This window comes from Nonomuraea soli (assembly GCF_013761175.1).
Lineage (GTDB): Bacteria > Actinomycetota > Actinomycetes > Streptosporangiales > Streptosporangiaceae > Nonomuraea > Nonomuraea soli.
On record NZ_JACDUR010000002.1, the window covers coordinates 823,917 to 844,556 of the forward strand.

Sequence of the window (20,640 nt, forward strand, 5' to 3'; positions counted from 1 at the left end):
CCACCATGCTGACCGACCCCCTCCCCGCGGGCCCCCTGCCCGCCGACCTGTTGCCCGCTGACCACCGGGCCGGTGCGTTTCGCCGGCTCGACCCCCGGCCCTACGCCCGCGCCAGGGTCCTGCTCTTCCCGCACGGCGGCGGCAGCGCCAGCTACTACCGACCGTGGAGCTCCGCCGCGCCCTGGGACGTCGAATTCGTCGCCGTCCAGTATCCGGGGCGAGAAGACCGCTATTCGGAACCCGTGCCGCCGGATATGCAAGGCCTCGTCACCTTACTGGCAGCCGACCTACCACTTGACGGACCTTCTGTCCCGACCATTCTCTTCGGCCACAGCATGGGCGCGATCGTCGCCTACGAAATCGCCCGCCACCTTTGCGCGGCAGGCGACCCGCCGATGCGGCTGGTCGTTTCGGGACATCCGGCGCCGGCCATGACCAGACCGGGAATCGTACATCGTGGCAGCGACGCCGAATTGGTCGAGGAATTGCGCCGTACGGACGCGACGCACCTCTCCATTCTCGACGACGACCCGCTCATCAAGGCTTTTCTCCCGATCATTCGGAGCGATTATCGGCTGAGCGAGACCTATCGAATGGAGCCGGGGGAGCGGCTGACCGTGCCGGTGACCGTTCTTTATGGCGATCGCGATTCGGAGATCTCCGTCTCGGAGGCCGAAGGGTGGCGGGAGACGACTTTGGCGGAATGTGATTTCCAGGCTTTTCCGGGTGGGCATTTCTATCTCGACGAACACCGGGACGCGGTCATCGCGTTGCTGACGTCGCGGGCACGGATCGCGGCCTCGAAGGCGGCGAACCCGTGGCCGTCGATGCCCTGACCGGCCTCTCCCCGAAGGGCGGGGACACGGCCTGACGCCGGGCTCTCACCCCTCGCGCCACCACCCCGGAGCGCGGCGGCGACACGCTTCACCGCCGCGCTCGCCCCTGCGGCCTGACCTTCGCCCCGCCGTGTGCTCACGCCCTGCGGCAGGCTCTCGCGCTGGCGCCTCATGCTCGGCCTGTGGCGCGCTCTGGCGCTGTCGTCTCGCGCTCGCCCTTCCGTATGTTCTCGGCTTGTGGCGTGCGCTCGCCCTGTCGACTCACGCTCGCGCTGCCGCGTGGTCTCGGCCTGCTGCCTCGAGCTCGCCCTGGGCCACGTGCTGGTTCTGTGCCGCCCGGCGAGCCTCGCTCCTGCACCTCGGCTCCCGGGTGCGCATCATGCCGCTTACCGGGTCCCTCGGCCTCGCGCCGAGCGCCCGGTGTCGCCCGGGCCCCGATCAGCCACGTCGCCAGCCCCGCGGACCTGCAGCCTCCCCGACCTGCGGACCCGCAGCCCGGCCGGCTACCGGTCGGCTGTGATGCCCTCCGGCAGCGGCGCCGATCGCAGCAGCCCGTCGACGATCGCCTCCAGCCCCTGCCGATGGGTGTCGCGGGCGTTGAGTTCGGCCCAGCGCTCCGCCACCGCCGTCAGCCTGGGGTGCGTGCCGTTGTTCAGGCTGCTGATCACCTGGTCCTGGTGGACCGGACCGGCGGCCCTGCTGCGCCGCCTCTTGCCGTTGGCCCGGACGATCAAATCCCCCACGATGTAGTACCAGATCGTGCGGTAGATGTAGACCGCCTGCTCAGGGCTGTGCCCGTACTCGACGGCCGATCCGATCATCTCGTCGACGAACCACAGCGCCGACGGGGCGATCAGGTCGTCGCCCGTCAGCACCTCGACGATCCACAATCGCTCCGCGAGCAGTTCGTACAGCATGATCGCCACGGCGACGAGCCGGTCACGCGGGTCGTCGGGGAAGTCCGGGCGCGGTATGCGGGCCGCCTGCATCTCCATCAGGAGCAGCAACAACTCGTCCTTGTCGCGCACGTGGTAGTAGAGCGCCATGGGCGCGCTGTTCAGCTCGGTCGCCAGCCGCCGCATCGACAGCTTCTCGGAACCTTCCGACTGCAGGATGTGGTCGGCGGCGGCGATGATCGCCTCGAGGGACAAGCGGGGAGGCCGGCCGACGCCCTTTGTCTGGGGTTCTTCTGTGGGCATCTCAATCCTCCACGATGCTTGCGTTCATCGACGAGCGAGGCGGGGGTCTTTCCGAGACGACCGGTGGAACATTCGTGTCGAGCCACGACGATCGACTGTTGGGAAAATCAACATGCCAGAGCTCAGTGGTGCTGACGCCTGATCCTAGCAAAACACTGGGTGCGTGGATATGTCACCCAATCGACGCGATGTGAATTATTCACATGGGCAGGTGTGAAACGAACATTGTTGGGGTCTGACCTCGATGGTATCTTACCAGATATTCGGGCAAGTTGAAGCTGTTTCGAGGTTCGCAGGGTCGAACTATGTCGCGCCGGCGTTGAATTGTTGATGACGACGCCGCGCCAGGGCTTGGTGGCGTCGATTGATGGAAATGGCACACGTGCGGCAGCGGATTGCCGCGAACACGCCGGGGCGGCCTTATTCCGCGATCGAAGGGGAAAGCCGCCGTACCGGCGAACCGGTGCCCCGATGGACGAGAGCACGGCGCCCGAATTCCTCTGACGCTCGCATCGGAACGATCTGCCTCCCGCGAAAAAGCCGGTGTGCCCTGCGCGATTCCGCCGGGCACACCGGCGGCCGTGCCGTACGGGCGAGCCGGAGGTTTCACAAGCCTCCGCCCCGCACATCCCCGCGAACGGGAGAGCCGATCCCCATGACTCGACGAGAAGTGCGCGCAAACCTAGTGGAAATGGGGTCGTGAGATGTGCGGAATCGCAGGCTGGGTGTCGTTCGGCGCCGACCTGACGCACCAGGGCGACGTGCTCGACGCGATGACCGGGACGATGGCCTGCCGCGGCCCCGACGGCCGCGGCACGTACGTGCGGGCGCACGCGGCCCTCGGCCACCGGCGCCTGGCCGTCATCGACCTGCCGGGCGGGGCACAGCCGATGACCGCCGGCACCCCCGCCGGCGAGGTCTGCCTGGTCTACTCCGGCGAGGTCTACAACTTCCGGTCCCTGCGCGACCGGCTCAAGGCGCTCGGCCACCCGTTCAGGACAGAGAGCGACACCGAGGTCGTGCTCCGCGCCTACCTGGAGTGGGGCGAGAGCGTCGTCGATCATCTCGAGGGCATGTACGCCTTCGCGATCTGGGACGAACGCGACCAGAAGCTCCTCCTCGTCCGCGACCGCATGGGCATCAAGCCGCTCTTCTACCACCCGACCCCGGACGGCGTGCTGTTCGGCTCCGAGCCCAAGGCGATCCTCGCCAACCCGCTGGTGCGCAAGGCCGTCGACACCGACGGCCTGCGCGAGCTGTTCGCCCAGACCAAGACCCCCGGTTGGGCCCTGTGGAAGGGCATGCACGAGCTGGTGCCGGGCACGACGCTCGTCGTCGACCGCGGCGGCCCCCGCCACCGCACCTACTGGTACCTGCGCGCGACCGAGCACACCGACAGCCGCGACGACACCATCGAGCGTGTGCGCGACCTGCTCACCGGCATCGTCGACCGGCAGCTCATCTCCGACGTGCCCCAGTGCGTGCTCCTGTCCGGAGGCCTCGACTCCAGCGCGATCACCGCCCTGGCGGCCGAGCGGCTGGCGCTGCGCGGCGAGCGGGTGCGCAGCTTCTCGGTCGACTTCGTCGGCCAGGAGGAGAACTTCGTCCCCGACGAGATGCGCGACACGCCCGACTCGCCGTTCGTCCGCGACGTCGCCGCCCACGTGCGCTCCTCCCACCGCGACGTGGTGCTCGACCCCGCCGACCTGTCCGACCCCTCCGTACGGCAGGCGACCGTCGGAGCACGCGACATCCCCAACGGCTTCGGAGACCTCGACAGTTCCCTGTACCTGCTGTTCAGGGCGATCAGAGAGCACTCCACGGTGGCGCTGTCCGGCGAGTCGGCCGACGAGGTGTTCGGCGGCTACCCGTGGTTCCACCACCCGCAACTCCTGCGCGGCGGCACCTTCCCCTGGATGATGGTCATCCCGCCGCTGAGCCTCGCGGCCAGGACCGACCACATCGAGCCCGGCCTGCGCGAACGCCTCGACGTCGAGGCCTACACCGCCGACCAGTACGCGGCCGCCCTGGCCGACGTGGAGCACCTCGACGGCGAGTCCGAGCAGGACCGGCTGATGCGCACCACCTGCCACCTGCACCTGACCCGGTTCGTCCGCGCCCTGCTCGACCGCAAGGACCGCCTGTCCATGGCCGTCGGGCTCGAGGTCCGGGTGCCGTTCTGCGACCACCGGCTGGTGGAGTACGTCTACAACACGCCCTGGGCGCTGAAGACGTGCGACGGCCGCGAGAAGAGCCTGCTGCGGCAGGCGGCCGCCCCCGTCCTGCCGCGCTCGGTGGTGGAGCGGGTCAAGAGCCCCTTCCCATCGCCCCAGAGCCCCGGATACGCGGCCTTCCTGCAGCAGCAGGTCAAGGAGCTCGTCGCCGAGCGGGACGCGCCGGTGTTCGCCCTGGTCGACCGCGCGTGGGCCCAGCAGGTCGTGGCGCAGGACCCGGCGAGCATGCCGGTCGCCGTACGCGGCGGGCTCGAGCGGGTGCTCGACCTGCACGTGTGGATGGAGCGGCACTCGCCGGAGCTGCTGCTCGACTGACCCCGCGGGCGGGCGCGCCCCCTCCGACGCGCCCGCCCGTCCCGCCACCCTGTCACTCACCGGTCACACCTCCCCGGCCTTCCCGCACCCGCATGGGCGCATCGCCACGACGACGGCGATGCGCCTCCGCGCTTCCCCGGCGATGCGCGCCCACAACCTGCGGTTGGGGGCATGACCCGACGGGAGCGTGGTGGCGTGAGGTGGCGCGGCCTGAGGTAGAGGGGGGCGTCCACGAGTAGGCCGCCGTGGTGGGCGTGCGAAGCGGCACGGCGTCGTGGGTCGCCGTGCCGTGGTTCGCGGGGCGCCGGGGCGGGGCGGAGCCGTCATTCCGCCTCAGGCACCAGCTGCGGCGCACCCGGCGCGGGCGCGTCGTGCTCCGCCGTAGCCGTCGCGCTCGTGCGCGGCAGCACGAAGAAGGCGATGAGCACCGCCCCCGCCAGCAGCACCGCCCCGAGCGTCATCCCCAGCCCGTACCCCTCGGCGAGCGCCTGCGGCGTGGCGCTCGACCCGGCGAAGCCATGGGCGGCGGTGCCGAGCGCGGCCAGGCCGAGCGAGGCGCCGATCTGCCGCGAGCTCGACAGCAGCCCCGACGCGGTGCCCGCGTCCCGCTGCGGGACGTCCACGGTGGCCGCGGAGACGACGGGGCCGAGGCAGAGCCCGAAGCCGATGCTCGTGACGAGCGACGGTCCGAGCACGTCGACGAGGAAGGATCCGTTGGCGCTCATCAGGCCGAACCAGGCGAATCCGGCCGCGGTCACGAGGCCGCCGGCGATCAGCAGGGTGCGCAGCGCCACCCGGTAGCCGAGCTTGATGGCCACCGCCGCCCCGATGATCACACCGAAGGCGAACGGCAGGAGCTGGAGTCCGGCGAGCGTCGGGCTGGTCCCGAGGACCTGCTGCAGGTAGAGGGAGGCGAAGTAGAAGCACGACGCCATCGCCGCCCCGAGGAGCAGGTTGAAGGAGTTGGCGCCGCTGACCCAGCGGTTGGCCAGGAGGCCGGGCCGTACGAGCGGGTCGCGGGTCGTGGTCCGCTCGACGGCGACGAACGCCGCCAGCAGGACGGCCGCCGCGGCGAGGGTTCCCAGCGTGACCGGCGAGGTCCACGCGTACTGCTCGGTCCGTACGACCCCGAACACCAGCAGCGTCATGCCCGCCGTGCCCAGGATGGCGCCCAGGACGTCGGGGCGGCCGCTGGGGGCGAGCGGAGGGGCCGGGGCGACGCCGCGCCAGGCGAGCGCCAGCGCGATGGCGGCCATCGGGACGCTGATGAACATCACCCAGCGCCAGCCCGCGTACTCGGTGAGCGCCCCGCCGATCAGCACGCCGAGGGCGCCGCCGGCGGCGTTGACGGCGCTCCAGATGCCGTAGGCGCGCACCCGTTCCTTGCCGGAGGGGAAGGTCACTGTGAGGAGTGCCAGCGCCGCCGGTGACAGGGCCGCGGCGCCGATGCCCTGCAGGGCGCGCCCGGCGACGAGGTGGCCGGGTTCCTGCGCGAATCCGCCCAGGAGGGAGGCGATGCCGAAGACGGCGAGGCCGATCAGGAGCACCCGCCGGTGCCCGAACCGGTCGGCGATCTTGCCGCCGAGCAGCAGGAGCCCGCCGAACGTGAGCGCGTAGGCGTGGATGACCCAGGTCAGGCCGACGGCGCTGAAGCCGAGGCCGCTGGAGATCTGGGGGAGTCCGAGATTCACCACTGACAGGTCGACCGACACCATGAACTGCACGACGGCCACCGCGGCAAGGGTGAGCCCTGGCCGGGCGGCCGGAGCGATGACCGATGGTGCGCTTGCTGATTCCGCGTTCTTCACCGTAACTCAGTCCTCTGCGCTAGCGCGTCAGCCTTTTCGTACACGTACTGAAAATAACATCGGAAGGCGCGCGATGTCGACAGCCGGACGTCGCAAGGGCGTACGGCGAAGGCCCCCCGCCATCTGGCGGAGGGCCTTGGAGGTGCTGCGGGATCAGCCCGAGCGGCGACGCGCCCCGGGCGAGGTGATGGCCGGAGGGTGGTAGCCCGCATCGGCCGGGTTGAGGGTGACGCCGGGCGGCACGATCGTGTCGATCCTGTCGAGCACGTCCGGCGTGAGCGTCACCTTCACCGCGTCGAGCTGCGACTCCAGGTGCTCCAGCGTGCGCGGTCCGATGATGGCCGAGGTGACCGCGGGGTGCTCCAGCACGAACGCGAGGGCGAGGTGGATCAGCGACAGCCCCGCCTCCTCCGCCAGCGCGGCCAGCTCGCCGACCGCCGCGCGTTTGGGCGCGTTGGCCTCGGTGGTGGCGTCGTAGCGCTCGGGGAAGAGCGCGGCGCGCCTGGATGGACGGCCGTCGAGGTAGCGGCCCGACAGCCACCCTCCGGCCAGGGGCGACCAGGGGATGACCGCCAGGCCGTACCGCTGGGCGACCGGGAGCACGTCGCGCTCGACGGCCCTGGCCAGGATGGAGTACGGCGGCTGCTCGCTGACGACGCGCTCACGGCCGCGGCGCTCGGCCGTCCACTGGCCCTCGACGATCTGGTCGGCGGGGAAGGTCGACGTGCCGATGTAGCGGATCTTGCCCTGGCCGACCAGGTCGCTCAGCGCGCCGAGGGTCTCGTCGAAGTCGGTGTCGGGGTCGGGCCTGTGCGCCTGGTACAGGTCGATCCAGTCGGTCCGCAGCCGGCGCAGGCTGTTGTCGACCTCCTGGATGATCCAGCGGCGGGAGTTGCCCCGGTGGTGGGGATGGTCGCCGATCTGGCCGTGGAACTTGGTGGCCAGGAACACGTCGTCGCGGCGGCCCGCGGCGAGCGCCTTGCCGACGATCTCCTCCGACTCCCCCTGGGAGTAGACGTCGGCGGTGTCGATCACGTTGATGCCCGCGTCGAGGGCACGGTGGATGATCCGGATCGAGTCGTCGTGGTCGGGGTTGCCGCGCCGCCCGAAGTTCATCGCCCCCAGCGTGAGGGGGCTGACCTTGACGCCGGTGCGCCCGAAGGGCCGGTATTCCATGGGGTCTCCTAGAGGGCGGCGAGCTGCGGGTTGCGGTTGGCGGGGCGGGTCAGGCCGTAGTGGTCGCGCAGCGTCGTCCCCTCGTATTCGGTGCGGAACAGCCCGCGCCGCTGCAGGATCGGCACCACCTGGTCCACGAACACCTCCAGCCCGCTCGGCAGCACCGGCGGCATGATGTTGAACCCGTCGGCCGCCCCGCTCTGCCACCAGTGCTCGATGGCGTCGGCGACCTGCTCGGGCGTGCCCGCGAACGTGCGGTGCCCGCGCCCGCCGCCGAGCCGTCCGATGAGCCGGCGCACGGTCAGCTTCTCCCTCCTGGCCAGGTTGACGACCAGCGTGTAGCGGCTCTTGGCGCCCTCGACGGCGTCCTCGTCGGGCAGGTCGTCCGGGAGCTGCCGGTCCAGCGGCAGGTCCTCGGGGTCGACGTCGAGGAGCGTGGCGAGCTGCTTCCTGGCGTACTCCGGGTTGATCAGCCGGTCCAGCTCCTCCTCCAGCGCGAGCGCCTCCGCCTCGGTGGAGCCGATCGCCGGCACGATGCCGGGCAGGATCTTGATGCCCTCCGGGTCGCGGCCCGCCTGGCGGGTGCGCTCCTTGAGGTCGGTGTAGAAGGCGCGGGCGTCGTCGAGCGTCTGGTGGGCGGTGAAGACCGCCTCGGCGTAGCGGGCGGCCAGGTCCTTGCCGTCCTCGGACGATCCCGCCTGCACCAGCAGCGGATGGCCCTGCGGCGGCCTGGGCACGTTGAGCGCTCCGGCGACCTGGAAGAACTCTCCCCGGTGCGCGGCCGGATAGATCTTGTCCGTGTCGCCCCAGACGCCCGCGTCCTTGTCGCCGATCGGCGCCTCGTCGTCCCAGCTGTCCCACAGCTTGATGGAGACGTCCACGAACTCGGCGGCCCGCTCGTAGCGGTGGCGGTGGGCGGGCAGGTCGTCGAGGTTGAAGTTGCGCGCGGCGTCGGCGCCCGCCGTGGTGACGATGTTCCATCCGGCCCTGCCGCCGCTGATGTGGTCGAGCGAGGCGAAGCGCCGGGCCAGGTTGTAGGGCTCGTTGTAGCTGGTGGAGGCGGTCGCGATGAGCCCGATGTGCGAGGTGGCCGTCGCCAGGGCGGTGAGCAGCAGCGTGGGTTCCAGCGCCCCTGACGGCCTGCGGCCGATCTCGCCCCACAGGACCGGGCTGTCGGCCAGGAACAGCGAGTCGAGCTTGCCGCGCTCGGCGATCCTGGCCAGGTTCTGGAAGTAGGCGATGTCGGTGTTGGCGAAGGGATCGGCCGAGGGCAGCCGCCAGGCCGCCTCGTGGTGGCCGACGCTCATCAGGAACGCGTTGAGATGCAGTCTTCCCTGCCGCTTGGTCATGCCGTTCATGCAAGCATCGCCCCTCGAAAGAGTCAATACCTACCTGAAATACATGAATTATCCTTCCTTGCGCGTCACAGCGGCTCGTGCCTCCCGCCTGCAGTCGTCGAGGGTGCGCTCCGCGAGCGCCGCGCGCACCCCGGGGATGGACAGGGCGGACATCGACAGGCTGCTCACCCCGAGGCCCACCAGGATCGGCGCCAGCCGCGGATCTCCCGCCGCCTCGCCGCACACCCCGACGGGCTTGCCCGCAGCCAGCCCCGCCTCCGCGCAGAGCCGTACCAGCCGCAGCAGCGCGGGCTGACGCGGATCGAGCAGGTCGGCCAGGCCGGGATGCTGGCGGTCGGCGGCGAAGGCGTACTGCCCCAGATCGTTGGTGCCGATGCTGAGGAAGTCCACCTCGGCCAGCACCTCCGCGGCCAGCAGCGCCGCCGCGGGCACCTCGATCATCACGCCCACCCGCTGGATGCCCGCCTTGGCCGCGCGCTCGGCGAAGCGCGCCGCCTCGCCGGGCGTGCTGACCATGGGCGCCATCACCGACGGCCGGGCGCCCGTGGCGCGCGCCGCCCGCGCGATGGCGGCCAACTGGGTGTCGAGGACCTCCGGCATGAGCCGGTCGACCCGCAGGCCGCGGATGCCGAGCGCCGGATTGGGTTCGGCGTCCAGCCCCAGGAAGGGCAGCGGCTTGTCGGTGCCGGCGTCCAGGGTGCGCACGATCGCGTCGGGCACCGCCTCGAACACCCGCGCGTAGGCGGACACCTGCTCGTCGAACGAGGGCGCGGACCTGCGGCCCAGGAAGAGGAACTCGGTGCGGAACAGGCCCACGCCCTCCGCGCCCGGCGCGAGATCGGCGGCCGAGCCGATGTTGGCCAGGAGCTTGACCGGGTGATCGTCGGCGGTCCTGCCGGGGCCGCTTCCGGCGGCCAGCCTGGCCCTGTCCTCGGCAGCCCGCTCCCTGATCGCGGCGGCCCGCGGCTCGTCGAGGCCGGTGCGCACCTCGCCGGTGCCGCCGTCGACGGAGACCAGCGTGCCCTCGGCCAGGTCCAGCACGCCGTGGCAGGCGACGACGGCCGGCAGGCCCCTGGCACGCGCCAGGATCGCCGTGTGGCCGGTCGGCCCGCCCTTCTCGGTGACCAGCGCCAGCACGTCGGCGCTCAGGCCCGCCGTGTCGGCGGGGGACAGGTCCTCGGCGACCAGGACGAACGGGTGGCCGGGGTCGGGCACGCCGGGCATCGGCAGGCCGAGCGCGGCGGCGATCGCTCGGTTGCGCAGGTCGTCGAGATCGGCGGCCCGCTCGGCGAAGTAGCCGCCCGCCGCCAGGAGCGCCTCGCGGTGCGCGGCGAAGGCGGCGTCGAGCGCGTGAGGTACGGCCAGGCCCGCCTTGACGTGCTCCTCGGCGGCCTCGGCGAGGGCGGGGTCGGCGGCCATCATGGCCTGGGCCTCGAGGATGTCGGCCGCCTCGCCCTGAGCCCGCCGCGCCCGCTCCTCAAGCTCGGCCGCGACGGCCCCGAGCGCCCGCCCGACGCCACCCGCCACCGGCTTCGCGCCCTCCCCAAGGATGAGGCCCTCCAGGGTGGGCGCCGCCGCCATGCGGATCACCGGCCCCGCCGTACGCCCCGGGCTCACCCCGAGCCCCCGCAGCTCACCCATCGGACGCGTCCAGGTCCCGCGCCAGCAGCGCGGCCAGCGCCTCCACCGCGGCCTCGCCCTCGGGCCCGCCCGCCGCCGACAGCGTGACCTCCGTCCCGCGCACCGCTCCCAGCGACAGCACCCCCAGCATGCTGGTGGCCGGCACCTCCTTGCCCGACCCGACGCGGACCTTCACCGGCACGCCGAGCCGCTGCGCCTCCTGGACGAACAGCTTGGCCGGTCGGGCGTGCAGCCCCGTCCTGGACGCCACCGCCACCGTGCGTTCCACCATCCGACTCACTCCCTCACGGCTCGATCGTGACCTTGATGGCCTCGCCCCTGCTGACCAGTTCGATCGCCTCCAGCACCGACTCCAGCCCGAGCCGGTGGGTGATCAGGTCGGCGACCGGCACCTGACCGGAGGCGATCAGGTCGAGGGCGCGGGCGTTGTGCGCGGGGCTGGACCCGTTGGCCCCGACGATGGTCAGCTCGCGGTAGTGCACGAGGTTGGAATCGCACGCGATGACCGGGTCGTCCTTGGGCAGCCCTCCGAAGAAGCTGATCCGCCCCTGCCTGGCCGCCATCTGGACGGCCTGCTCCTGGGCGAGCTTGGACGCGGCCGCCGTGATGACCACGTCGGCGCCGCGCGACCCGGTCAGCTTCAGCACGTTCTCCACGGGGGAGTCGTCGATGGCGGCGTCGGGCCCGACCAGCCCGGCGGCCATCGCCAGCCGCTCGGGGTTGACGTCGACGAGGAAGACCCTGGCCGCGCCCCGCGCGCGTGCCAGCCGTACGTGGAGGCAGCCGATCGGGCCCGCGCCCATGATCACGACGTCGTCGCCCTCCGACACCCGGGCCAGTTCCTGCCCGTTGAGCACGCAGGCGAGGGGTTCGGCGACCGAGGCCTCGGCGAACGACACCCCGTCGGGGATGCGATTGACGCCGCCGACCGCGACGACCTTCTCCGGGACGGCCATGTACTCGGCGAAGCCGCCGTCGTAGTGGTATCCCATCGACTCCTGGTTCGGGCAGACCGTCATGCGCCCGCGCCGGCACTCGGGGCACGTCCCGCACGGGATGGCCGCGATCACCTGCACCCGCTCGCCGGTCCCCACGACCTCGCCGGCGATCTCGTGGCCCATCACGCGCGGCGGCCTGATGTGGTGGTGGCCGTGCCGGTAGATCTTAGCGTCGGTGCCGCACGTGGAGCAGTTGCGCACCCGGATGACCAGGCCGCCCTCCGGGCGCGGGGCCTGCTCCAGCCTGATGTCGCCGGGGGCGTGGAAGCGGGCGACCTTCACGTGAGCTCCTTCATGACGGCGTCGACGTCGGTGGCCTCGCGCAGCGCGCGCGCCCGTTCTGGGTCGAGCAGGATCTCGGCCAGCTCGGCCAGCAGCGCCACGTGGCCGTCGCCGCGCGCGGCGATGCCGACGCAGACGACGACGTTCTCGCCGTCCCAGTCGATGCCGCCGGGGAAACGCAGCACGCAGATGGCGTCCCTGGTCACGTGCTCCTTGGAGGTGCCGTGCGGGATGGCCACGCCCTCGCCAACGTAGGTGGAGACGGAGCGCTCGCGCTCCAGCATCGCCGCCACGTACGGCTGCGCCACGGCGCCGATCTCCACGAGCACCTGCCCGCACCGCGTGATGGCCTCCTCGCGGGTGGCCGCGCTCTCGCCGAGCCGTACGGCACGCGCCTGCAGCACCTCACGCACCGACGGTCCCGCCCTTCTTGATCGCCTCGACCAGTTTGGTGACGGCCGGGTCGCCCAGGAAGATCTGGAAGGGGATGACGACCGTGCCGGGCGCGGCCGCCCTGGCCCGGTCGGCGAGCCCGGCATGGGTGAGCACCACGTCGGCGTCGCCGGGTATGGCGTTGACGGGCGTGTGCTCGACCGCCACCCCGGTGCCCTTGAGCTGCTTGCGCACGGTGGTGGCGAGCATGACGCTGCTGCCCATCCCCGCGTCGCAGGCGATCACGATCTTGCGGATGTCCTTGCTGTCGATGCTCATGCGGTCGCACCCTCCGTGCTCTGCGCTTGTTCCTGCTGCTTCTTCTCGCCCCGCCCGAAGCCGAGCAGGATCGCGGCGACGATGAAGCTGGCCGCCGCCGACAGCGCGATGCCGGCGCCGACGCCGAGCCAGCCGCCCCTGGGCGTGACCGCGAGGTAGGCGAAGATGCTGCCGGGCGAGGGCGGGGCCACCAGCCCGGAGCCGGTGATCATGAAGGTGAAGACGCCGACCATGCCGCCCGCGATGACCGCCAGGATGAGACGCGGCTTCATCAGCACGTACGGGAAGTAGATCTCGTGGATGCCGCCGAAGAAGTGGATGATGATCGCCGCCGGTGTGGTGGGCCGCATCGCCATCGGGCCGAAGAACATGAAGGCCAGCAGCAGTCCGAGGCCCGGTCCGGGGTTCGACTCCAGCATGAACAGGATGGACTTGCCGGTCCGCGCCGCCTCGGCGACGCCCAGCGGGCCGAGCACGCCGTGGTTGATGGCGTTGTTGAGGAAGAGCACCTTGGCCGGCTCGATCAGCAGCGAGGCGAGAGGCAGCACGCCGTTGTCGATCAGCCATCCCACCGCGCTGCCCGCCGCCTCGGTGACGACCCTGACGACGGGGCCGATGCCCCAGGCGCCGAGCAGGGCCATGCCGCCGCCGACGATGCCCGCGGTGAAGTTGTCGACCAGCATCTCGAAGCCGGCCTTGGTGCGGTCCTGGGTGAAGCCGTCGACGAGCTTGAGCACGTAGGCGGCGAGCGGGCCGATGATCATCGCGCCGAGGAACATGGGGATGGTGGCGCCGACGATCAGGCCGACGGTGGCGACCGCGCCGGCGACGGCGCCGCGCTGGCCGTGGACCATGCGGCCGCCGGTGTAGCCGATGAGGATCGGCAGGAGTGTGGAGATGATCGGGCCGACCAGCTTGGCGAACTCCTCGTTCGGCAGCCAGCCGGTGGGGATGAACAGGGCGGTGATGAGGCCGAAGGCGATGAACGCGCCGATGTTCGGCATGATCATCCCCGCTAAGTAGCCTCCGATGCGCTGGATGGTGGCCTTGGCTCCGGTCCCGGTGACCGGAGGGGTGTAGGTGTCGGCCATGGTCAGTCTCCCAGGGGGGTCGAGGGATCCAGAGGGAACAACCGGACGCGGTCGCGGCGGATGTCGGCGGGGCCGGGCATGCGGCTGCCGGGAAGCCCGACGGAGGCGGCGGCCCAGGCCAGCGCCTCGCGAAGGGCTTGCTCGCCGTCGTCGAGGTCGGGGCCGGCCACCCGCGACAGGTAACCGGCCAGCAGGGCGTCTCCCGCCCCGACCGTGCTGCGCGGCTCGTCCACGGGGCATCTGCCGTACCAGAGCCCGGTCTCGCCGACGAGGACGGCGCCTTCCGCGCCGAGGCTGGCCAGGACGGTGCGCGCGCCGGCGGCGCGCATCTTCCCCGCGGCCTCGGCGACGTCGCCCAGGCAGGTGATCGGCATGCCGGTCGCCTCGGCCAGCTCCTCCCTGTTCGGCTTGACCAGGGCGGGACCGGCGGGCAGCGCGGCGCGCAGGGCGGGGCCGCTGGTGTCGACCGCCACCCGGATGCCCGCGCCGGAGAAGCGGCGGCAGAGCGAGGCGTACACGTCGTGCGGGACCGAGGGCGGCAGGCTGCCGGAGGCGACCACCCAGTCGGCGGAGTGGGCGGCGGCGAGCACCGCCTCGGCGACGGTGTCGAGCTCGTCGGGGCCGAGGGCGGTGCCGGGCTCGTTGACCTTGGTGACGGTGCCGTCGGGCTCGGCCAGCGCAACGTTGGAACGGGTGGAGCCCCTGACGGGGACGGGGACCATCTCCAGTCCGGCGTCGGCCAGCAGGTGCACGAGCTGCCTGCCCTCGTCGCCGCCGTACGGCACGACCGCGCACGAGGAGACGCCGTTGGCCAGCAGGGCCCTGGCGACGTTGACGCCCTTGCCTCCGGGGTCGAGCCGGGCCGCGCTCGCCCTGATGACCGCTCCCCGGGCCAGCTCGCCGATCTCGATGGTCCGGTCCAGGCTGGGGTTGAGGGTCAGGGTGAGGATCATGCGCGCACCACCTCCAGCCCCGCGGCGCTCAGCTCGGCGGCGAGCGTGAGGTCCAGCCCGGCGTCGGTGATCACCATGTCGATCTCCTGGAGCGCGGCGAACCTGGCGAAGTAGGTGTTGCCGAACTTCGTGTGGTCGGCCAGCAGCACGCTGCGCTCCGAGGCGGCGATCATCGCGCGCTTGATCGCGGCCTCGGCCGGGTCGGGCGTGGTCAGCCCGTTGGCGATCGAGCAGCCGTTGGTCGCCATGAACGCCACGTCGACGTGCAGGTCGGCCAGCGGCCGCAGCGCCCAGTCGTCGACCGTGGCGAGCGTGCGGCCGCGCACCCTGCCGCCCAGCATGATGACGGTCAGGTTGCCCCTCGTCGCCAGCACCGAGGCCAGCGGCGGCGAGTTGACCACCACGGTCAGCTCCCGGTCGGCGGGCAGGACCTGCGCCAGCCGGCCGGTCGTGCTGCCCGCGTCGATGATCACCGATCCGTCGTCGGGCAGCTCGGCCAGGGCGGCCTTGGCGATCCGCTCCTTCTCGGCGGTCATCACCTCGTCGCGTACGGCCAGCCCGGGCTCGAAGCCCAGCCGCTCGACCGGGATCGCCCCGCCGTGCACCCGGCGCAGCACTCCCGCCCGCTCCAGCACGGTGAGGTCGCGGCGGATGGTCTCCGTGGTCACCTCGAGCGCCTCGGCCAGCACCACCACGTCCACGCGTCCGGCCTCGCGGGCCCTGCGGAGGATCTCCTGCTGGCGCTCTTCGGGGTACATCGTGTGGATTCACCGCCGTTTCGTTTGGTTTTCCTTGGTTTTAGCCCCGTTTCTGTGTGGCGTCAAGGGGCCGGCCCACCCGTTGACACCGGGCGGGGCGGCGGACGACTATCGTGCTTCCTGACTGGGAGACGGTGCGATGACCAACGACGAGCAGGCGCCCCCGGGCATCGACGCCCGGACGCCGAACATGGCTCGCATGTACGACTACGCCCTCGGCGGCAAGGACAACTTCGAGTCCGACCGCCAGGCGGTCGGCAAGCTCTTCGCCATGTCGCCGGAGAACAGGTACGTGCCGCTGGTCAACCGCCAGTTCCTGCGCCGGGCCGTACGCTTCGCCGCCAGGCGGGGCATCGACCAGTACCTCGACCTCGGCGCGGGCCTGCCCAGCCAGGGCAACGTGCACGAGGTGGCCAAGCAGGCCAGGCCCAGGGCACGCGTGGTCTACGTCGACAACGACCCCGTGGTCGCCGTGCACGCCAGGGCGCTGCTGTCGGGCGGCGACAGCGGCGTGGCCGTCGTCGAGGGCGACATCAGGGACTCGGAGAAGATCCTCGGCGACGCCGACGTCAACCGGCTGATCGACTTCACCCTGCCGGTCGCCGTCCTGCTCGTCTCGGTGCTGCACGGCATCGCCGACGACGAGGACCCGGCGGCCGTCGTGCGGGCCTTCTGCGAGCGCCTGGCGCCCGGCAGCTACCTGATCCTGTCCCACCTGACCCGCGAGGGTCAGCCGGCCGACCTGGTGCGCCGCAAGGAGGAGGTGTTCGCCCGGTCCAACACCGTCTTCTCCTACCGCGGCCGCGACGAGATCCTGCGCTACTTCGACGGCCTCGACCTGGTCGAGCCCGGCCTCACCCCCGTCACCGCCTGGCGGCCCGACGACGACACCCTGCCCGAGCTCGAAGCGGCCGGAGCCTGGTGGCTCGGCGGCGTGGGGCGCCGCTGAGGTGATCGAACGCACCGAGATCGACGACGTCGTCGTGCTGCGCCTGGCGCACGGCAAGGTCAACGCCCTGGACCTGGAGCTGCTCGAACGGCTCACCGAGATCCTCACCGAGCTGCAGGGCCAACCGCCCAGAGGCGTGGTCCTGACCGGGACCGGCGGCGCCTTCAGCGCGGGCGTCGACCTGTGGCGGATCGTCGACGGCGGCCCCGCGTACATCGAGGCATTCCTCCCGGCGCTGAGCGCGGCCTTCCTGGCCGCGTTCAACCTGCCCCAGCCGCTGGTCGCGGCGGTCAACGGCCACGCGATCGCCGGAGGATGCGTACTGGCTGCCTGCGCCGACCACCGCGTCATGGGCGGGCGCGGCACCATCGGCGTGACCGAGCTCCTCGTCGGCGTGCCCTTCCCGACCACAGCCCTGACGATCCTCGAATACGCGCTCGGCCCCGCTCAGACGCGTGCCTGCGTGGTGGGCGGCGCCACCTTCGAGCCCGCCCAGGCGCTGGAACGCGGCCTGGTCGACGAGCTCGACGACGACCCCGTCTCCGCGGCCGTCGCCGTCGCGCGCCGCATGGCGACCGCCGTCCCCGCCGACACCTACGCCTTCACCAAGCACCAGCTGCGCCGCTCGGTCAACGAGACCGTCCAGATGCGCCGCGACCTGGAGGACCCCCGGGTCCTGGAGCAGTGGACCGCCAGGCTGGCCGACGGCGGCATCGAGCGCTTCATGAAGGCTAAGGGTTCGGCGAGCCGCAGATCCTGACGAACGGCAGGTCGGGCCCGGCGTGCTCCCGCCACTCCGCCTCGGCCAGGCCGCGTCCCGCGCGCTCGCACACCTCGCGCGCCACCCGCTCCGGGTCGAGGCCGAGCTCGCGGTAGGTCCCGTCGTGGGCGACCACCCGCAGCACGCCCCCGGAGAAGGAGAGGGCGGGCCTGCCCTCGTCCGCCGTGCCGTACCTCATGGCGCTGATCGTCCGTGCCGCGCCGAGCTGGCGGCCCGAGGGCACGTCGAACAGGGTCAGCCGGTCGTCGTGGGCGACCGCCAGGAGCGTGGCGTCGGGCGAGAACTGCGCGGTGTGGACGGTACCGCCCACCTGGAGGAACTGGCCGGTGGGCTGCCAGCCGGCGGTGTTCCACAGGGTCACGCCCCGCGCGCCCCACGGCGAGACGCCGATACGGCCGTCCGCGGACAGCGTCATCCAGCGTTTGGCCAGCGTGCCGGGACCGGCACTTCTCGGTACGGCCTGGCGGGTTGTCAGGTCGATGACGCTCACCCCGGCCGGATCGGCGGTGACCAGGAACCTGCCGTCGCCGCTGAAGGCCATCGGCCCGGCCGACAGGCCCCCGAAGGAGGCGACCCGCTCGAAGGTGCGCGCGTCCCACAGGGTCACCACGCCCACGCCGTAGGTGTCGTTGGACTGGCCGCTGCTGGCCGCGATGTACTTCCCGTCCGGGCTGAAGGCCAGATGGCTCGGCTCGCTGCCGAACTCGCCCAGCGGGATGCGGCCCACCTCCCGCCCGGTCGCGGTGTCCACGACGCGCAGCGGCTTGCCCTGGTTGTTGGTGATGCCCTTGATCACGCGCTTGCCGTCCGGGCTCACCCCCCACCACGGGTCCTCGTACTTCCCGGAGTTCAGCGACGTCGCGGCACGCCCGCCGGTGAAGGCGGGCACGCTCCAGCTGACCACGTCGTCGCCCCGCCTGGCGAAGAGCGCGTCGCCCGCGAAACGCCGCTCCGTCGCCCCGGCGGGGATGCCGGGCGCGGCCGCGGTGTGCACGGCGACGTCGTAGGAGGTGACCCGCCCTGAATCGTCGAGCAGGGTGAGCAGCCGGTTGTCGCGGCTGAGGAGCGCGCCTCGCTGCAGCAGCGAGGGAGCGGTGAAGCGCAGCAGCTCCCTGCCGTCCGACAGCCGCCACAACGACACCGGCGGCGCGGCGCTGACCGAGGAGTCGGACTGCGCCAGGCCGTTGGAGACGACCAGGAACCGGCCGTCGGCGCTCACCGCCGGCTCGGTGGCGGCGGCGGTGAGCAGGGCGGGCCCGATCTGTCGTCCGGTGCGCAGGTCCCAGCGGATCAGCCGCGAGGGCTGCTCCCTGGCCACGACCACGACGTCACCGGCGCCGGTGAAGGCCAGGATCCTGCCGTCCCGCGGGGGCATGACCAGCTTCGGGGCCGGGCCCGACAGGGCCTTCGCCGGGCCCGCGTCGATGATCGCGTACCTGTCGCCGGGCGCCACGAAAATCTGGCCGGGGAAGCGCAGCGGGACCAGGGAGCGGGTGGCGACCCTCCAGAACCTGGACAGGACGCCGCCCTCGCGCATCACGATGTAGCCCCCGCCGGGGCTGAAGGTCATCTCGTCCGGCGGGGGGGCGTTGTCCGAGGGCAGATCGGGGCCGAGGTAGCGGCCCTCGCCGAGCATGGTGCCGCTCCTGAGGCTCCACAGGCGGATCCTGCCCTCCGAGGCCAGGGCGAGCGTGTCGGCGTCGGGCGCCACCGCGGCGCGGAACGGCCCGTCGCCGACGCCGCCGAACCGCCGTGTCAGCCGCCCCGTCTCCACCTCGAACACCGACACGATGCCCGCGCCCGCGCTGACCAGGAAACGGCCGTCGGCGGTGAGCGCCCTGCCCAGGTTGCCCGCCACCGGATCCCTGACCACCCGGCGCTCCGGCCGGGCCAGCGAGCCGAACAACGCCGAGCGCGCCTCCGGCACCGGCGAGATCCGGTAGGCGGCCACCGACAGCAGCATCGCCCGCACCGGGTCGGTGGCGCGCAACGCGTCGGCCTGCAGGGCCAGCTGCCTGGCCGTCGCCATGGCCCGCTGCCCGGCCAGCAGCCCGGCGTTCTCGTCGCTCAGCGCCGACTGCCGCCAGGCGAACAGTCCCGCGGCGAGCGAGACCACCAGCAGGGCGGCCACGCCGGTGCTCACGCCCTTGCGCACCCGGCCCTGGCGCAGGGCCTGCGCCCGGCTGTCCTCCAGGAAACGTTTCTCGACCTGGTTCATGGTCAGGTGCGCGGGGGCGCCGGACGCCCACGCCAGGGACTCGCGCAGGGCCGTGCCGCGCAGCAGGTCCTCGCGGTGCCGCCCGCCCGCCGCCCAGTGCCGGGCGGCCTCGCCCAGCCTGCGGTGCCTGAGCAGCGCCTCGCGGTCGGCGCTGACCCACTCGTGCAGGCGCGGCCAGGCGCGCAGCAGGGCCGGGGTGCCGACGGCGAGCGTGTCGTGGCCGCGCTCGATCAGCTCGGCCTCCGTCAGCGCGGCGAGGACGGTCTCGTCGGGTTCCGGGAGTTCGGCCAGGGTCGCGCGTCGGGGGGTCTCCTCGCCGTCGCGTACGTCCACCAGGCGCAGCAGGACCTGCCTGGCCACCTCGCGGCCGTGCGGCGGCAGCGCCGCGTAGGCCCGCTCGGCCAGCACGCCGAGGGGAGGCCGCCCGGCCAGCTCACGCGGCGGCCGCACCTCGGCCGCGGCCCTCACCCCGTCGGCCAGCATCGCCGCACCGCCCGAAACGCGCCCGTCGGCCGTTGTGCTCCCCTTCTCCAGGTTGTCCGCCGCGAGCAGCGAGTACAGCAACTCAGAAGCCGCCGGCCGCTCCGACGGCTCCTTCGCGAGCGCCGCCGCCACCAGAGCACGCAGATCACGGGGAATCGCCCCCAGGTCGATGTCCCCGGTCAGCAGCCGGTGGATGACCGCCACCGTCGTGGGCGCGGCGAACGCGTCGCGCCCGGTGGCGGCGAAGTACACCATCGCGCCCCACGCGAACACGTCGGCCGCGGGCTCGGCGCGCCCGCCCGCGAACAGCTCGGGCGCCATGTACATCGGCGTGCCCGTCAGCTCACCCGTCGAGGTCATCGACAATCCGGCGGCCCTGGCGATGCCGAAGTCGATCACCCGCGGCCCGTCGGGCCCGAGCAGCACGTTCTCCGGCTTCAGGTCGCGGTGCACCACCCCCGCCCGGTGGATGGCCGCCAGCGCGGTGGCCATCCCCACGGCCAGCCTGCGCAGCCCGTCGCCGCCCAGCGGCCCCGCGGGCGCGAGCGCCGCGCGCAGGCTCGGCCCCGGGACGAACTCACTGACGATGTAGGGCCGCTCGCCGTCCAGGTCGTGGTCCAGGACCCGGGCCGTGCAGAAGGAGGCGACCCGCTGGGCGGCCAGCACCTCGCGCAGGAAGCGGCGGCGCAGCTGATGGTCGCCCGGCAGGTAGGCGTGCAGGACCTTGACCGCCACGCGGTTGGCGGCGGCGTCGTAGGCCTCGTACACGACGCCCTGCCCGCCCGAGCCGAGCCGCCCGGCCAGCCAGTAGTCGCCCAGTCTCTGGGGATCAGCGCTCACGCATGATTG

Annotated in this window: 17 protein-coding genes; 4 read left to right on the forward strand and 13 right to left on the reverse strand. The window is 72.3% G+C overall.

What is annotated here, in order from left to right:
- Positions 1-5 precede the first annotated feature (5 nt).
- Complete coding sequence (locus HNR30_RS10945; RefSeq protein WP_181609647.1) at positions 6-836, forward strand: thioesterase II family protein; 831 nt, start codon at positions 6-8, stop codon at positions 834-836.
- 503 nt (positions 837-1,339) lie between these two features.
- Here HNR30_RS10945 and HNR30_RS10950 read toward each other — a convergent pair.
- Positions 1,340-1,987, reverse strand: a complete 648-nt coding sequence (locus HNR30_RS10950) for a TetR/AcrR family transcriptional regulator (RefSeq protein WP_246378016.1) — start codon at positions 1,985-1,987, stop codon at positions 1,340-1,342.
- A 752-nt stretch (positions 1,988-2,739) separates the two neighbouring features.
- Here HNR30_RS10950 and asnB point away from each other — a divergent pair.
- Positions 2,740-4,584, forward strand: coding sequence for an asparagine synthase (glutamine-hydrolyzing) (gene asnB, locus HNR30_RS10955; protein WP_181609649.1), 1,845 nt, complete (start codon positions 2,740-2,742; stop codon positions 4,582-4,584).
- A 323-nt stretch (positions 4,585-4,907) separates the two neighbouring features.
- On the opposite strand, the gene HNR30_RS10960 is transcribed toward asnB, so the two are convergent.
- The 11 genes from HNR30_RS10960 to HNR30_RS11010 all read right to left on the reverse strand — a co-directional run bounded on the left by HNR30_RS10960 (position 4,908) and on the right by HNR30_RS11010 (position 15,360).
- On the reverse strand, positions 4,908-6,317 hold the full coding sequence (locus HNR30_RS10960) for an MFS transporter (protein WP_312894324.1): 1,410 nt from the start codon (positions 6,315-6,317) through the stop codon (positions 4,908-4,910).
- Positions 6,318-6,545: 228 nt separating this feature from the next.
- Entirely contained in the window at positions 6,546-7,568 is a 1,023-nt protein-coding gene (locus HNR30_RS10965; protein WP_181609650.1) for an aldo/keto reductase, read from the reverse strand.
- Positions 7,569-7,576: 8 nt separating this feature from the next.
- Positions 7,577-8,917, reverse strand: coding sequence for an LLM class flavin-dependent oxidoreductase (locus tag HNR30_RS10970; RefSeq protein ID WP_181609651.1), 1,341 nt, complete (start codon positions 8,915-8,917; stop codon positions 7,577-7,579).
- A gap of 57 nt (positions 8,918-8,974) precedes the next feature.
- Positions 8,975-10,567: a putative PEP-binding protein gene (locus HNR30_RS10975; protein ID WP_181609652.1), complete on the reverse strand. Its 1,593-nt coding sequence runs from the start codon at positions 10,565-10,567 to the stop codon at positions 8,975-8,977.
- Positions 10,560-10,838, reverse strand: a complete 279-nt coding sequence (locus HNR30_RS10980; RefSeq protein ID WP_181609653.1) for an HPr family phosphocarrier protein — start codon at positions 10,836-10,838, stop codon at positions 10,560-10,562. Before HNR30_RS10980 ends, HNR30_RS10975 begins: the two co-directional genes overlap by 8 nt.
- 13 nt (positions 10,839-10,851) lie before the next feature.
- The gene (locus HNR30_RS10985; RefSeq protein ID WP_181609654.1) at positions 10,852-11,847 is read right to left on the reverse strand and encodes a zinc-dependent dehydrogenase; all 996 of its coding nucleotides are present in this window, start codon (positions 11,845-11,847) and stop codon (positions 10,852-10,854) included.
- Positions 11,844-12,260, reverse strand: coding sequence for a PTS mannitol transporter subunit IIA (locus HNR30_RS10990; RefSeq protein ID WP_312894325.1), 417 nt, complete (start codon positions 12,258-12,260; stop codon positions 11,844-11,846). The genes HNR30_RS10985 and HNR30_RS10990 overlap by 4 nt, the downstream gene beginning before the upstream one ends.
- The gene (locus HNR30_RS10995; RefSeq protein WP_220133403.1) at positions 12,253-12,558 is read right to left on the reverse strand and encodes a PTS lactose transporter subunit IIB; all 306 of its coding nucleotides are present in this window, start codon (positions 12,556-12,558) and stop codon (positions 12,253-12,255) included. Before HNR30_RS10995 ends, HNR30_RS10990 begins: the two co-directional genes overlap by 8 nt.
- On the reverse strand, positions 12,555-13,649 hold the full coding sequence (mtlA, locus tag HNR30_RS11000) for a mannitol-specific PTS transporter subunit IIC (RefSeq protein WP_181609656.1): 1,095 nt from the start codon (positions 13,647-13,649) through the stop codon (positions 12,555-12,557). The genes HNR30_RS10995 and mtlA overlap by 4 nt, the downstream gene beginning before the upstream one ends.
- Positions 13,650-13,651: 2 nt before the next feature.
- The gene (gene pfkB / locus HNR30_RS11005; protein ID WP_181609657.1) at positions 13,652-14,602 is read right to left on the reverse strand and encodes a 1-phosphofructokinase; all 951 of its coding nucleotides are present in this window, start codon (positions 14,600-14,602) and stop codon (positions 13,652-13,654) included.
- A complete protein-coding gene (locus tag HNR30_RS11010; RefSeq protein WP_181609658.1) occupies positions 14,599-15,360 on the reverse strand; it encodes a DeoR/GlpR family DNA-binding transcription regulator in 762 nt (253 codons plus the stop codon). The genes pfkB and HNR30_RS11010 overlap by 4 nt, the downstream gene beginning before the upstream one ends.
- Positions 15,361-15,499: 139 nt before the next feature.
- On the opposite strand from HNR30_RS11010, the gene HNR30_RS11015 reads away from it, so the two are divergent.
- Positions 15,500-16,309, forward strand: coding sequence for an SAM-dependent methyltransferase (locus HNR30_RS11015; protein ID WP_181609659.1), 810 nt, complete (start codon positions 15,500-15,502; stop codon positions 16,307-16,309).
- A 1-nt stretch (position 16,310) separates the two neighbouring features.
- Positions 16,311-17,069 carry an enoyl-CoA hydratase/isomerase family protein gene (locus HNR30_RS11020; protein WP_181609660.1) on the forward strand — a complete coding sequence of 253 codons (759 nt, stop codon included), beginning with the start codon at positions 16,311-16,313 and terminating at the stop codon, positions 17,067-17,069.
- Here the strand turns inward: HNR30_RS11020 and HNR30_RS11025 are convergent.
- Positions 17,041-20,631, reverse strand: coding sequence for a protein kinase domain-containing protein (locus tag HNR30_RS11025; protein ID WP_181609661.1), 3,591 nt, complete (start codon positions 20,629-20,631; stop codon positions 17,041-17,043). The two genes, HNR30_RS11020 and HNR30_RS11025, sit on opposite strands and share 29 nt — an antisense overlap.
- Between the last annotated feature and the right edge of the window lie 9 nt (positions 20,632-20,640).

Bases quoted from the DNA above. Each gene is read 5' to 3' on its own strand.
- HNR30_RS10945 (WP_181609647.1), top strand. From the start codon at position 6: ATGCTGACCGACCCCCTCCCCGCGGGCCCCCTGCCCGCCGACCTGTTG.
- asnB (WP_181609649.1), top strand. From the start codon at position 2,740: ATGTGCGGAATCGCAGGCTGGGTGTCGTTCGGCGCCGACCTGACGCAC.
- HNR30_RS10965 (WP_181609650.1), bottom strand. From the start codon at position 7,568: ATGGAATACCGGCCCTTCGGGCGCACCGGCGTCAAGGTCAGCCCCCTC.
- HNR30_RS10970 (WP_181609651.1), bottom strand. From the start codon at position 8,917: ATGACCAAGCGGCAGGGAAGACTGCATCTCAACGCGTTCCTGATGAGC.
- HNR30_RS10975 (WP_181609652.1), bottom strand. From the start codon at position 10,567: ATGGGTGAGCTGCGGGGGCTCGGGGTGAGCCCGGGGCGTACGGCGGGG.
- HNR30_RS10980 (WP_181609653.1), bottom strand. From the start codon at position 10,838: ATGGTGGAACGCACGGTGGCGGTGGCGTCCAGGACGGGGCTGCACGCC.
- HNR30_RS10995 (WP_220133403.1), bottom strand. From the start codon at position 12,558: ATGAGCATCGACAGCAAGGACATCCGCAAGATCGTGATCGCCTGCGAC.
- mtlA (WP_181609656.1), bottom strand. From the start codon at position 13,649: ATGGCCGACACCTACACCCCTCCGGTCACCGGGACCGGAGCCAAGGCC.
- pfkB (WP_181609657.1), bottom strand. From the start codon at position 14,602: ATGATCCTCACCCTGACCCTCAACCCCAGCCTGGACCGGACCATCGAG.
- HNR30_RS11010 (WP_181609658.1), bottom strand. From the start codon at position 15,360: ATGTACCCCGAAGAGCGCCAGCAGGAGATCCTCCGCAGGGCCCGCGAG.
- HNR30_RS11015 (WP_181609659.1), top strand. From the start codon at position 15,500: ATGACCAACGACGAGCAGGCGCCCCCGGGCATCGACGCCCGGACGCCG.